General features: G+C 70.1%; 10 protein-coding genes. 3 read left to right on the plus strand and 7 right to left on the minus strand.

The window, feature by feature from the left end:
• Window position 1 precedes the first annotated feature (1 nt).
• The 5 genes from eccCa to BHQ18_RS19000 are packed head-to-tail and all read right to left on the minus strand — an operon-like array spanning window position 2 to window position 6,769.
• Window positions 2–2,233, minus strand: coding sequence for a type VII secretion protein EccCa (gene eccCa / locus BHQ18_RS18980; RefSeq protein WP_069415197.1), 2,232 nt, complete (start codon window positions 2,231–2,233; stop codon window positions 2–4).
• The gene (gene eccB, locus BHQ18_RS18985; protein WP_069415198.1) at window positions 2,230–3,705 is read right to left on the minus strand and encodes a type VII secretion protein EccB; all 1,476 of its coding nucleotides are present in this window, start codon (window positions 3,703–3,705) and stop codon (window positions 2,230–2,232) included. The genes eccCa and eccB overlap by 4 nt, the downstream gene beginning before the upstream one ends.
• A 4-nt stretch (window positions 3,706–3,709) precedes the next feature.
• Window positions 3,710–5,431, minus strand: coding sequence for a type VII secretion AAA-ATPase EccA (gene eccA / locus BHQ18_RS18990; protein WP_069415251.1), 1,722 nt, complete (start codon window positions 5,429–5,431; stop codon window positions 3,710–3,712).
• Window positions 5,424–5,918, minus strand: a complete 495-nt coding sequence (locus tag BHQ18_RS18995; protein ID WP_069415199.1) for a secretion protein EspD — start codon at window positions 5,916–5,918, stop codon at window positions 5,424–5,426. The genes eccA and BHQ18_RS18995 overlap by 8 nt, the downstream gene beginning before the upstream one ends.
• A 14-nt stretch (window positions 5,919–5,932) precedes the next feature.
• Window positions 5,933–6,769, minus strand: a complete 837-nt coding sequence (locus tag BHQ18_RS19000) for an ESX secretion-associated protein EspG (RefSeq protein ID WP_069415200.1) — start codon at window positions 6,767–6,769, stop codon at window positions 5,933–5,935.
• Window positions 6,770–7,333: 564 nt separating this feature from the next.
• On the opposite strand from BHQ18_RS19000, the gene BHQ18_RS19005 reads away from it, so the two are divergent.
• Complete coding sequence (locus BHQ18_RS19005) at window positions 7,334–8,713, plus strand: MinD/ParA family ATP-binding protein (protein ID WP_069415201.1); 1,380 nt, start codon at window positions 7,334–7,336, stop codon at window positions 8,711–8,713.
• A 3-nt stretch (window positions 8,714–8,716) separates the two neighbouring features.
• On the opposite strand, the gene BHQ18_RS19010 is transcribed toward BHQ18_RS19005, so the two are convergent.
• The gene (locus BHQ18_RS19010) at window positions 8,717–9,460 is read right to left on the minus strand and encodes a hypothetical protein (RefSeq protein WP_069415202.1); all 744 of its coding nucleotides are present in this window, start codon (window positions 9,458–9,460) and stop codon (window positions 8,717–8,719) included.
• A 372-nt stretch (window positions 9,461–9,832) separates the two neighbouring features.
• Between BHQ18_RS19010 and BHQ18_RS19015 the strand changes: the two genes are divergently transcribed.
• A complete protein-coding gene (locus BHQ18_RS19015) occupies window positions 9,833–10,117 on the plus strand; it encodes a WhiB family transcriptional regulator (RefSeq protein ID WP_069415203.1) in 285 nt (94 codons plus the stop codon).
• 184 nt (window positions 10,118–10,301) lie between these two features.
• On the opposite strand, the gene BHQ18_RS19020 is transcribed toward BHQ18_RS19015, so the two are convergent.
• A complete protein-coding gene (locus tag BHQ18_RS19020) occupies window positions 10,302–11,870 on the minus strand; it encodes an acyl-CoA carboxylase subunit beta (protein ID WP_069415204.1) in 1,569 nt (522 codons plus the stop codon).
• Between the two features lie 87 nt (window positions 11,871–11,957).
• Between BHQ18_RS19020 and BHQ18_RS19025 the strand changes: the two genes are divergently transcribed.
• Complete coding sequence (locus BHQ18_RS19025; protein ID WP_069415205.1) at window positions 11,958–12,371, plus strand: EVE domain-containing protein; 414 nt, start codon at window positions 11,958–11,960, stop codon at window positions 12,369–12,371.
• Window positions 12,372–12,388: the final 17 nt, after the last annotated feature.

Raw genomic sequence — 12,388 nt, forward strand, 5'->3', positions numbered from 1 at the left:
GCTAGTTCACCCCCGTCGTGTCGAAGATCGGCGCCGCGGTGAACTCGTGGATCCGCAGCCGCGCCTGGCCGTTGGTCTTCGGTTTGACTTCGCCGTTGTCCTGCACCTGCTCGGTCGGCACGTAGTTCACGCCGGTGTAGACGCTGTGGAACTTGACCGGGTCCTCCATGCCGACCCGCAGGAAGCCGACACCGCTTTCCTTGTTGGTGATGTACTGCGCCTCCGGGGTGCCGATCACCGCCTTGGACTCCGCCGAACTCGTGGTGCGCAGCGCGATCCGGTAGGTCAGGTTCGGCTCGAGCTTGTCGATGCGCACCCCGCCGGTGTTCAACGACTGCGTGGCCAGCAGCAGGTGCACGCGCAGCGAGCGGCCGACGCGGCAGATCCGGTCGAACAGCCCGATGAAGTCCGGGTGGTTCTGCAGCAGCTCGGCGAACTCGTCGACGACCACGAAAAGCGTTGGCAGCGGCGGAAGGTCGGCGCCGCGCTCGCGGTGCTTCTCGTACTCGGCGACGCCGGACAGCGCACCGGCCGCCCCGACCTGGATGCCGGCCTGGCGCAGGATCGACTGCCTGCGGTCCAGTTCGCCGCTGAGCACTTCGCCCATGCGGCTGACCAGTTCGGCTTCCTCTTCCATGTTGGTGACGACGGCCGCGGTGTGCGGCAGCTTCTCCATGCCCAGGAACGTCGAGCCACCCTTGAAGTCGGTGAGCAGCAGGTTCACCTGGTCCGGGTGGTGGGTGGCGGCCAGCGACAGGATCAGGGTGCGCAGGAACTCGGACTTACCGGAACCCGTTGTGCCGATCAGCATCCCGTGCGGGCCCGCACCGAACTCGGCGCCCTCCTTGATGTCGAGGTACATGATGTCGCCGGTCTTGAGCTCGTGACCGAACGGAATCCGCAGCCGGTCGCGGTCGGTGTCGCTGAACATCCGCCACCGCGCCGGGGTGACGTCTTCGATGGTCTGCGCGCCGACCAGCTGGTGCCACTCGGTGGCCACCTTCTTCTGCACCCGCACGCTCTTGTCGATGATCGTGCCGGTGATCGACCAGCCGGCCAGCTTGCGCGCGACGCGGGTGGCCTGCTCCGGGGTCATCTGGTCGACGGTCGAGGTGACAAGGCGGAACGTCTGATTCGGCAGCCGGTCGTCGGCGGTGCCGTCGGCGGCGACCCGGATCCGGTACACCGACCCGCGGTGGTTGCCGAGGGTGAGCACCGTGACGCCGGCCCGGCCGTCGACCGGGAACCCGGCCCGGCCGCCGGTGAGATCGACGACCACGACGTAGGGCCCGCTGGGCGCGCCGTCGGGGGTGTGCGGTCCGCGTGCGGTCAGGTCGCTGAGGCCGTCAGGCCGGGTGAACACCATGCGTGTCGGCCCGGCGGCGTCGGTGTCGGTCTGGTGCTGCACATGCGGTAACCACTTGAGCCAGGCCCATTCCGGGTCTTCCGGGTTGTCGGTCAGCACCCGCAGCTGCAGCAGGTCCGGCGGGTGGAACACCGCCAGGTGGCAGACCATCGCGGTGAGCAGACGCGCCGCGCCCTCGGGGTCGCCGCCGATCGCGATCGTCGGGAACGTCCGCAGCTGCACCAGTTTCGGGCAGTCGTGGATCAGGCCGTGGGTGCGCAGGAACTTCGTCACCCACATGTGGCTGACCGGTTCGAGGTGCGGCTGCGGCGCGCCCTGCGGCCCGGCGAGTTCGCCGCCGACCGCGGGCTTGAGCAGCCGGTCCACCGCCGGTTCGGCGCCCAGGCCGATCCGGGTGGCGGCGTAGAAGTCGGCGTTGGTCTGCCGCGACCACTGGCGGTTGGTGCCGATGATCGACAGCAGGTCCTCCGGGTGCGGCGCGTGGTAGTTGAAGAACGTCACCTGCGCGGCCGCCGAGGACGTCACCCGGGTGCGCAGCCCGGCCAGGTACCGCAGGTATTCCTTTCGGTCCGCGTTGATTTCGGGCACCCGCTTGCCACCGGGGCCGCCGCCTGCCATGAACCCGACCGTGGCCATCACCATCATCAGCGGCATCATCAGCATGTACGGCGACAGCTGCCGGATACCGGTGAAGACCATGATCACGATCATCCCGATCATGCCGCCGCCCATCACCCACGGCAGCGCCTTCTGGATGCCCGACGGCGGGATGTCCACCCCGAGATCGTCGGGGGGCGCGACGTTGATCTCACCGGGAGTCAGCCGCGGGCCGCGCTTGATGATCGGGGTGAACTTCTTGGTCGTCATCCGCCGCCTCCGGTCTGGGCTGTGGCCGGCTGCGCGGCGCCGTCGTCACCGACCTTGCGCGGGTTGGGATTCGGCGGCAACGTGTCATGCTCGATCAGCGCGGCCTCCTTCGACAGCACAGGCCCGTCGACGAGCAGGCTGACCACCTGCCACGGCGCGGTGCTGGGCCCGCTCAACCCCAGCGTGTTTCCGGTGTCCTCGTTGGGCAGCCCGTAGCGCACGCCCTGCGGGTCGATGTAGTACAGGCTTTCGCCGTAACGCGGATCCGGTGACTGCAGCCGGATGTACTGGCCGCCGTCGATGTACACCGTTGCGTCGCCGCCGATCTGCCTGATGCCGACGTTCATCGCCGACGCCGGTATCGGCAGGTGCCTGCCGGCGATCACCGTCGTCTTCGGGTTCTGGTCACCCGGTTCGCGCTGCCACGCCCAGCACAGCGTCGGCGAGTCCTCACGCAGCAGGATCTCCAGCGGCTCGTCGGGCAGCGGCGAGACGAACACCTGCTCGGGGATTCTGGCGACGACGCTGGCTTCCACCGACGGCGGGGTGATCAGCCCGTAGGAGTTGGTGGCGCGGATGGCCGCCGCGGTGGTGTTGTTGACCCGCGCGATCCCGTCGGGCAGCACCACGAAGTGTTGTTCGCCGTCTTCGGTGAGCGCCTTGAACACCGACCCGATCACCAGGTTCGGGGGCAGGCCGACGGTGTTGGGGGCGCCGGCCGCCGGGATGTCGGGCAGCCGCCACGGCCCAGCGTTGGGCAGCGCGTTGAACAGACCCTCGGAGATCGGTGTGGCCTTGGCGGTCACCGGGATCCCGACCGCCGAGGTGATGGCCCGGTTGGCCAGGTCGATGTCGTGGCGCCCGGAATCGGTGACCAGCGAGGTGTCGCCCTCATAGGACACCAGCAGCCCCTCGTCGGGGCGCATCGGCCCGACCGATGCGTCCATCTGCAGCGGCCGCACCACCACCGCGGTCTCCAGGCTGGGCACCACGCTCTCCGGTTTGGTGACGGTGTCGCACAGCGTCCACTGCGAGGTGGCGCCGCCGACCGGGGTGGCGTACGGCGCGCCGGGGATCCCGATCGGCTGGCCCTTGGGCATGCGGTTGAGTTCGTCGGATTTCACCGCCACCGGGGTGCCGGCGTTGCCCAGCACCAGCCGCGCCGAGGTCAGGTTGTAGACCGGGCGCAGCTGCCCGGTGCCGGGCATCGCGACGTAGAGCTGATTGGTGGTGCGGTCGACGAGAAGGGTGTCGCTGCCCCGCTTTCCGAGCGGTTTGAAGTACGCCAGCAGCGCGGCGCCCAGGCAGATCAGCACCGCGATCACCACACCCGCCGACACCGCGCGGCTGTAGAACTGCAGCGGGTCGTCGAACATGCGGGTGTCCCGGCGCACGATCGCGTGCTCGACGCGACGGAGCAGGAAGCGCCAACCGCTGACCTGCACCTTGGTGGTGAGCCGGAAATTCGCCATGCCGCTACTCGCCGATACTCAGACGTGCGTGCACCGCGGCGATCGCCGCGGCCATGTCCTCGCCGTTGATCTGGCTGAGCTGGTCGACGTCGAGGCTGTCGAAGTCCAGCGAGCGGGCCAGCCGCATGTCGCGGTTCTGTTCGCCGGCCTCGACGAGCTGGCGGGCGTAGCGGCCGTTACCGGCGATGTCGAGGGCGGGTTTGCCGCCGAGCGCGCGCTGGCCCAGCAGGGTCGCCGCCTCCAGCACCCGCTTGGCGGCGTCCTCGTCGAGCGCCGAATCATTGGCCTTGGCAATGACTTTGGCGATCTCGACGATCTCGTCCGGCGAGTAGGAGTCGAACTCGATGCGGGTGGCGAATCGGGACCGCAGACCGTCGTTGGTTTCGAGCAGCCGGTCGATGTCGGCGCTGTAGCCGGCGATGATCACCACCAACCGGTCGCGGTCGTTCTCCATCCGCGCCAGCAGCGTGTCCAGTGCCTCGGTGCCGAACGGGTCGGCGCGGCCGTCGCGCTCCTGCACCAGCGTGTACGCCTCGTCGATGAACAGCACCCCGCCCAGCGCCCGGTCGATGGTGCGGCTGGTCTTGACCGCCGACTGGCCCTCGTATTCGGCGACGAAGTCCTTGCGCGAGGACTCGACCAGCTTCGGTTCGCTGATCACGCCGAGCCCGGCCAGGATGTTGGCCACCACGCGGGCGATGGTCGTCTTACCGGTGCCGGGCGGCCCGGCGAAGATCATGTGCTTGGAGGTCTGGGCCACCTTCATTCCGCGGGCGGCCCGGATCCTGGCCATCTGCGTGGCCGCGCGGTACGCCTCGATCTGCTCCTTGACCCGGGTCAAGCCGATCTGGCGGTCCAGTTCGGCCTGCGCCTCGGCCAGCAGCCGGTCCCGCCCCGACGTGTCGGCCTCGACGCTGGCCGGGTCCCACGGGTCCTTGCGGGCGGCGATCTTCTCCGCGGTCGTGGTGACCATCCGGTACGACGGATCCCGAAGCGCCTGAGTGACTTTCGGTTCCGGGTGGGTGGCCTGCAGCCACTCCAGCAGGGCCACCGCGGCCTCTTCGTTGCCCTGGCTGCGGCGCGTCATCGCCAGGAACCACGCGATCGCGGGCGCACACGCCTCACCGGCCGGCGACGAGTTGGACTCGGTCAGCCGCCGCTCGGCCTCGGTGAACAACCCGAGGTTGGCCGCAGCCACGCCGTGCGCCACTCCCGCCGCGGCGGCCAGGAACTTGTCCGGCCAGCCACCCGCGCCGCGCACCTCGTCGATTACGTCGGTCCAGCGTTCGGCGGCCCCGTAGACGACCGCCTTCACCCAGGACACCAGGTGTTCGGCGCCGGCGGCCGGGACGTCTTCGAGCGCCTCCATCGCGTCGGCGTAGTTGCCGATCGCCGCCTCGTTGACCGCGAACCCCATGGTGATGGCCAGCGGCGAGTTGATCGGGTAGGTGATGTCACCGAACTGCCCGCCGATCGGGATGCGCGCGTTCAAGCTGTTCATCGAGATCTCGGCGGCGCCGGCGAGCTGCCCGAAGTTGGCCCGCGAGTACCAGGCGCGGAACAGGGTCACGCGGTCGGTGTCGCCGCAGCGGATGCGGCCCACCCAGGCGTCACAGGCGGATTCGTCGAGGTTGGTGATCTCGGTGAAGAGTTCGAACGAGCGGGCGGGTGCACTCGGCAGCATGCCGACCGCGCTGCCGAACAGGCTGGCGAGGTGCTCAGTCATGGTCACCCGCATATCTTGTCGCGAACACGCGAGCCCGTTCCTGCTGGGCTTGTTCGGGGGTGGGCAGATCAAGATCGCGGGTGAGGAAGTCGCGCGTCGTCGCGTCGTCGTGACCCTGTTCGCGCATCCCCTCCAGCATCACCGCGTACTGGGCGGAGCGGGCGTCCTGGGCGGCCAGGCCGGCGATCACCACGATCTCGGCGGCCAGGTCGCTCTCCGGCATCGCCGCGGCCCTGCCCGACAGCTCGATGCGGTGGACCCTGCCGTCCATGAACGTGCTCACCGTGACCGTGCCCGGCGGGTTCGTGACCGTGAAAACCGGTGCCCCGTCGGCTGATTCGTGCTCGGTCTCGGCCGGGTACGGGTCGAGCACGTCGAGGACGGACCCGCCGTCGCCGTCGTCGACCGGGTCGGCGACGAAGAAGTCGAGCGCGGCCAGGTCGTCGCGCCCGTCGTCGGGTTCGTGGGAGGACATCTCACCCACCATGCAGCGCCGTCACCTCAATTCCGGCCGGGGTCGCGGGCCTCTGCCGTGCTGTGGTCGAACCACTTGCCCGACGGCAGGAACTCGATCAGCCCGTCGAGTGCGCGTTGCAGGTTCTCCGGGCTTCCGGGCAGGAAGCTGCCGTACAGCTCGCCGCTGACCCGGCGGGGGATCGAGACGATGCGCCCGTGCCGGGAGTCCAGCACACCGGCGGCCACGTCGGCCTGGGTGAACGTGCCACCGGGGTGCCGCTCGATCGCGGTGATCTCCACCCAGCTCTCCGGTCCGGCGATGATGTCGGCGTAGGTGCGCGCCGACGCCGGCGCGATCCCGTAGGCCGCGATCTGGTTTGCGTCCCGGCATTCGGCCAGTTTGCTTGCCACCCCGGTCAGCGGTTCCACATCGGCGGCGGCGGCAGAGCCGAGCACCGTCGTCACCATGCCCGCCAGCCCGACCTGCGGAGCCACCCGCTGCAGTACCAACATGTCGCCGTCGCGTGCGGCAATGACATGGCGATCCCCCTTGCGACACACCACGAAGCGCACCATCTTGCCACCGACATCGCGCCGCCACCACCGGGCTTCGAGCGTGCGGTCGGCCCGGCTCAGCGTGTCGACCATTGCCGCGACTTCGGGGTGGGGTTCGCCGAACACGTCGAGCACGCCCTGCGCGGTGAGGTCGCGCGCGACCTGCTCCCACACCAGGTTGCGCAGGTGGGGTTGCGGAATGTTGAGCCGGATCCCGAGCGCGGTCGGGAACTCCACCAGGCCGAGCCGATCGGCGATCACCAGCATCCCGTCGATGGTGACCTCGACGCCGACGACGTCGTCGATGTGGGTGGCGTCCTGCCTCATGCGGGTCGGCTCCTCACCTGTCGTCGTGCGGTCCGGGCGGGCGGGCACAGACCGCTGTCGGGCCCACGCGCGGTCGCGTCGGCGACCACCCTGTCGAGTTCGCCGACCGCTCTCATATGACACCGCCTACCAGGTCTTTGCCGACCCGGGCGCGCGGCTGGGCTTGACCCATGTCCGTTGACCCCTTCGCCGAAAATCAGGGTACCAGCGGTCCACCCTTGCTCAAGACATCAATTTGCGGGCTCGCGGTCACCCGCTCCGCCGGGTCCCCATCCGTCTGCAGTTATCGGACAGGTTCACGCATCTCCCATGTCACGGGGTATTGAGCATTCGCTCAGCGAACCAGTTGAGGTGCACCGACACCGTGCCGGCCGTTTGGGTGGCGACCTTATTGCCCTGCCGCGCACCGGTGTCCGGCAGGCGTCCGCGCCGGTCGGTACGGCGGGGTCAGCCGTAGCACCCGGCGGACGTCGCGGGTGTTTGCTGGGTTGCTGGCGAACGTCGTCGGGGGGATTAGTTGATACTTGTGGAGGGGCCACCCACGACATTCGACAGGAGAGCGCTGTGACCGACCGCGATGACGCGTTGCGGAGAAAGCTCGGCTGGACCGGCCCCGAAGACCTCGGCTGGACCGGCTCCGAGGACAGCGACTTCGAACCGGCGTCCTCCGATCCGGAGCCGGCGACTCCCCCGCGCCCGACCGCCGCGCCCCGGCCTCCGGTCGTCCCCGAGCCCGAGCAGACGTCCCAGGATCCGCCCCCCGGGTTCCGCGACACCCAACCGTTCACCGAGGCCGACCGCGCGGTCGGCGCCCGTCCTCCCCTGCCCCGGTACGGCCCCGCGGGCGGGCGACAGGAGCAGGGACCGTGGGGCCCGCCGCCGGGTCGGCCGGCGCCGCCGCCTCAGCATCCCGCCCAGCCGCCGCAGCAGGGCCGCCCTCAAGCGTGGCCCGGTCCGGGGATGGGCCCGGTGGCCCGCCCGCCGCAGCCCCCGCCGGGTTCCTTCGCCGAGCGGATCCGCGCCGACGAGCTGGTACCGGCCCGTCGTGTCCCGCCGACGCGGGGTTGGCGGTTGGCGCTCTACCGCGCGACGTTCGGGCTGATCAACCCCGGCCCCGGCCCTGACGAGGTCCGCCAGGCCGAACTCGAGGCGCAGATCCGCTCGGGGCTGCGCGGGCACTACAAGGTCGGCGTGATGGGCAAGGGCGGGGTCGGCAAGACCACCGTGTCGGCCAGCATCGGCTCGGTGTTCGCCGAGCTGCGCCAGGACGACCGGGTGGTGGCGATCGACGCCGACACCGCGTTCGGCAAGCTCGGCAGCCGCGTCGACCCGCGGGCGCAAGGCTCGTACTGGGAGCTGGCCTCCGACCAGCACCTCGAGACGTTCGCCGACGTCCGCAGCCGCGTCGGCAACAACGCCGCCGGACTGTTCGTGCTGGCCGGCGAAGGCACCCCCGCGCGGCGGCGGGTGCTGGATCCCGCGATCTACCGGGAGGCGACGTCGCGGCTGGACCGGCATTTCACGATCTCGATCATCGACTGCAGTTCGACGATGGACAGCCCGGTCACCCAGGAGGTGCTGCGGGATCTGGACGCGCTGATCGTGGTGTCCTCACCGTGGGTGGACGGCGCCGCCGCCGCCGGGCAGACGCTGGACTGGCTGGCCGCCCGCGGGTTGACCTCGCTGCTGCAGCGCACCGTCATCGTCCTCAACGACTCCGACGGGCACGCCGACAAGCGGACGCGTTCGATTCTGGCGCAACAGTTTTCAAGCCAGGGCCAGCGGGTGATCGAGGTCCCGTTCGACGGGCACCTGCGCCCGGGCGGCGTCATCAACGGGACGACGGAGATGTCGCAGGCGACGCGTCGGCGGTTCCTCGAGATCGCCGCTGCACTCGCCGAGCACTTCCCCACCCACGACGACCGCAGCCGCGAACGCTTCTGAGCGTCACGCGAGCAGAGCCAGGAACGCCTCGAGCGCCTCGGTGACCTCGGCCGCGACCGGTTGCTCGGATTCGGCGGCCACCACATCGTCTTCGGAAACCCCTGCGGCCTGGGCGGTTTCGTCGATCGTCAGGTTGGCGCCGCGGCGGGCGGCGTACAGCCGCTGGCCCAGGGTGGGCCGCGCCGAACGCGCGGCCCGCAGCATCAGGTCGTCGTAGCGGGTGCGGACCGCGCTCAGCGCCTTGATCAGCGCCGGGGTCACCCGGCTGATGCGGGCCGCCTGCGCCGCGACCGCCTCGAGCTGCCGCAGATCGGCCAGGATCGCGGTGACCTTCGCCGGGAAGTCGGGATGCTCGGGCGACGGCAGCGCCTCGATCGCCGTGTCGAAGGTGCCCGCCGCTGTGATCACCGCCTGGGCGATCAGTGGCACGTCGTCGCCGGGCGTGGAGGGCGGCGCCTGTTGCGCGGTGCCGCCGCTCGGGGCCACGGGTTCGCCGCGCCGCAGCCGCGCGATCGCCCCGGGCGGCCACTGCAGGACTTCCTCGAGCTTCGCTCTGGTGCGCTCGCGCGGCCAGCTCCGGCCCTTCTCGAACGCGATCAACGCGCCGGCGTTGATGATCCCGTCGGCAGCCAGCCGGCGCTGGCTGATGTTGAGTTCGCGTCGGCGGGCAGCGGCCGCAGCACCCGCCCGCGCCATCCCCGGATCGACGGGCTCCGTCGACTCGGCGGTCGACTCGGGCTGGGTCATGGCGCGGCGGTCCTCGGGCGTCAGAGCGGTGAGCAGGCCCCGTAATCGTAGCGCTCTCTGTAGCGGGTGCTATGGCTTGGGTCGTTGCGCGTCGGAACCGCTGCGGTCCGCTACGACTAGCTGACCACCCGGGGTGGGCCCAAATAGATTTCCGGTCGCTGATCTGCGTGTATCACGGCCATGAGTTCTCACTCACGGTGGGTCACAGTGGGTTTCCGAACAGACAATCGCTACGGTTTGGCGCGCGCCGAGCAGCGAGATTTGGCACACGCGAGCGCATTCCTCATACAGAACTGTTGCATCGCTACGGTTCATGCGCTACGTTTTCGGCATCGCGGTGAACGAAGCCGCAGCGGTCGGGAGGAGAACGTGATGAACGAGTGGGACGAGATCCCCGTCGGCGCCTGCACCCGGGACCCCGAACGGTGGACGACGTCGGCCGACGAAGAGGCCAAGGCGATCTGCCGGGCGTGCCCGCGGCGGTGGCTGTGCGCCCGCGAGGCCTGCGAGCTGCCGCGCGCCGAAGGCCTGTGGGCGGGCATCTACGTGCCCGAGGCCGGCCGCGGTCGCACGTTTGCGCTGCGCCAACTCAAGTCGCTGGCCGAGCGAAACGGCTATCCGGTGCGCGACCGTCGGCTGTACGCAGAGTCCGCCTGACCGTCGGGTCCGCTCGCCGTCGGATCGGGGGATCGGCGGCGGGCGGCCCGGCTTGCTGGAATATCCCGCCCACCCCGGCGGTTGAGAACTGCGACGGTGTCGGGCATGCCCCGGGCCCCAACCACAATCGTCGCTTCGAGCGACCACTCGCCGAGAGGCGCAGGCGGCACCGTCCCCCAAACTCTCACCAGGTGTCGACGAATCGTCGACCGACCCGCTGCGGTGCCCGCGCGCACGCGGCGGCCAGCGTGTTGACGATGACGTCCCTGGTCTCGGCCGGGTCGATCACGTCGTCGATCTCGAACAGCGCGGCGGCGTTGAGCGCCTTGGCATTCTCCTGCGCGGCCGCGGTGGCTTCCCGCACCCGCTGCTCGCGTTCATCGGCGTCGGCGATCGCCTCGAGTTCCTTGCGCAGACCCAACCGCACCGCACCTTCGAGCCCCATCGGCCCCAGATGCGCACCCGCCCACGCCACCGTGAGCACGGGTTCGTGCATGCTGCCGCCGACCATCGCCTGCGCGCCCAGCCCGTAGCCGCGGCGCAGTATCACCGCGACCAGCGGAACGTCCAGCGAAGCGCCGGCGACCAGCATCCGCGACGCCCGGCGCACCAGCGCCTCCGACTCGGCGGCGGGGCCGACCATGTAGCCCGGGCAGTCCACCAGCGAGACCACGGGAAGGCCGAACGCATCGCACAACTGCAGGAACCGGGCCGCCTTGTCGGCCGCGCGGGCGGTGATCGCCCCGGCCATCACCATCGTGTTGTTGGCGATGACCCCGACCGCACGGCCGTCGATGCGGGCCAGCGCGGTCACCATCTCCGGCGCGAACCGCGGCCGCAGCATCGTCACCGAACCGGCGTCGGCGAGCGTCTCGATGATCGGCTGCACCTGATATGCGCGACGGGCCCGCTCGGGAACCATTGTGCGCAAAGGCTTCTGGTCGGATACCGGGCCGGGAGCCGTCGCCCCCTGGAAGTAGCCGAGCAGACGTTTGGTGACGGCGACGGCTTCGGCCTCGTCGGCCACCACGACGTCGACGACACCGTTGGGTTCCTGCACGCCGATCGGGCCCACCTCGTCGGGCGGCACGTCGCCGAGGCCGCCGCCGGCGATCATCGCCGGTCCGCCCATCCCGATCGAGGTGTTCTCGGTGGCGACGATCAGGTCGGCACACCCGGCGATCACCGCGTTGCCCGCGAAGCACCGGCCGTGGACCACGGCGATCCGCGGCACCACTCCGGACAGCGCGGCCCACAGCTTGAACGCCCGTGTCTGAAGCGACGAGACCGCCGGATAGTCGGTGTCGCCGGGCCGCCCGCCGCCGCCCTCAGCGAAAAACACTGTGGGCAAACGCATCCGCTCGATCAGCTCGAACAGCCGGTCCTTCTTGCGGTGTCCCAGCGCGCCCTGCGTGCCGGCCAACACGGTGTAGTCGTACGACAGCACCGCGCATGTGCTGGCGGCTTCGCCGAACAGGTCGCCGTTGATGCGGCCGGTGCCCCCGATCAGGCCGTCGGCCGGTGTCCGCGCGATCAGGTCGGCGAGATCGCGGCGCTGCCGCTGCGCGGCGATCGCGAAGCGCCCGTACTCGACGAACGAGCCGTCGTCGACGAGGTCGGCGAGGTTCTCGCGGGCGGTCCTGGCGTTGGCGGCGTGGCGCTTGGCGACGGCGTCGGGCCGGCCGGCGTCCTCGGTCAGCGCGCGGCGGCGCAACACCTCGGCGAGATCGTCGCGCAGCGGCTCATCACCCACGGCGTCCGATGCTATCCGCCACCGAGTTATCCACAGGCGCGGCTCGGGGGCCGGCGATTTGTCGGCCCGCGTCTTTAGCGTGCGGACATGACGAACTGGATCAACACCGTGAGCCGCGATCACGTCGAACTGGCGGTCCGCGGCCGCTTCACTCAGGCCAACCACGGCAAGCCCCATATGCTGCGCAGGATGGAACGCGGAGACTGGATCGCGTTCTACTCCCCGCGCACCGTCTACCCGAAAGGTGAACCGCTGCAGGCGTTCACCGCGATCGGCCGGATCGCCGACGACGAGCCCTACCTCGATTCGGCCGGCCCGGACGACCCACGGTGGCGGCGCAACGTCGACTTCCTCGAGTGCGTCGAAACCCCGATCCGCCCGCTGCTCGAGCAACTCGACTTCATCGAGGACAAGCAGCGGTGGGGTTACCGGTTCCGGTTCGGCGTCTTCCGCATCGACGACCACGATCTCGAGGTGATCAGATCGGCGATGACCCGCTGAGCCGCCGAGCCCGGCCT

The organism is Mycolicibacterium flavescens, from assembly GCF_001722335.1.
Lineage (GTDB): Bacteria > Actinomycetota > Actinomycetes > Mycobacteriales > Mycobacteriaceae > Mycobacterium > Mycobacterium flavescens.

Bases quoted from the DNA above. Each gene is read 5' to 3' on its own strand.
- eccCa (WP_069415197.1), bottom strand. From the start codon at position 2,233: ATGACGACCAAGAAGTTCACCCCGATCATCAAGCGCGGCCCGCGGCTG.
- eccB (WP_069415198.1), bottom strand. From the start codon at position 3,705: ATGGCGAATTTCCGGCTCACCACCAAGGTGCAGGTCAGCGGTTGGCGC.
- eccA (WP_069415251.1), bottom strand. From the start codon at position 5,431: ATGACTGAGCACCTCGCCAGCCTGTTCGGCAGCGCGGTCGGCATGCTG.
- BHQ18_RS18995 (WP_069415199.1), bottom strand. From the start codon at position 5,918: ATGGTGGGTGAGATGTCCTCCCACGAACCCGACGACGGGCGCGACGAC.
- BHQ18_RS19000 (WP_069415200.1), bottom strand. From the start codon at position 6,769: ATGAGGCAGGACGCCACCCACATCGACGACGTCGTCGGCGTCGAGGTC.
- BHQ18_RS19010 (WP_069415202.1), bottom strand. From the start codon at position 9,460: ATGACCCAGCCCGAGTCGACCGCCGAGTCGACGGAGCCCGTCGATCCG.
- BHQ18_RS19015 (WP_069415203.1), top strand. From the start codon at position 9,833: ATGAACGAGTGGGACGAGATCCCCGTCGGCGCCTGCACCCGGGACCCC.
- BHQ18_RS19025 (WP_069415205.1), top strand. From the start codon at position 11,958: ATGACGAACTGGATCAACACCGTGAGCCGCGATCACGTCGAACTGGCG.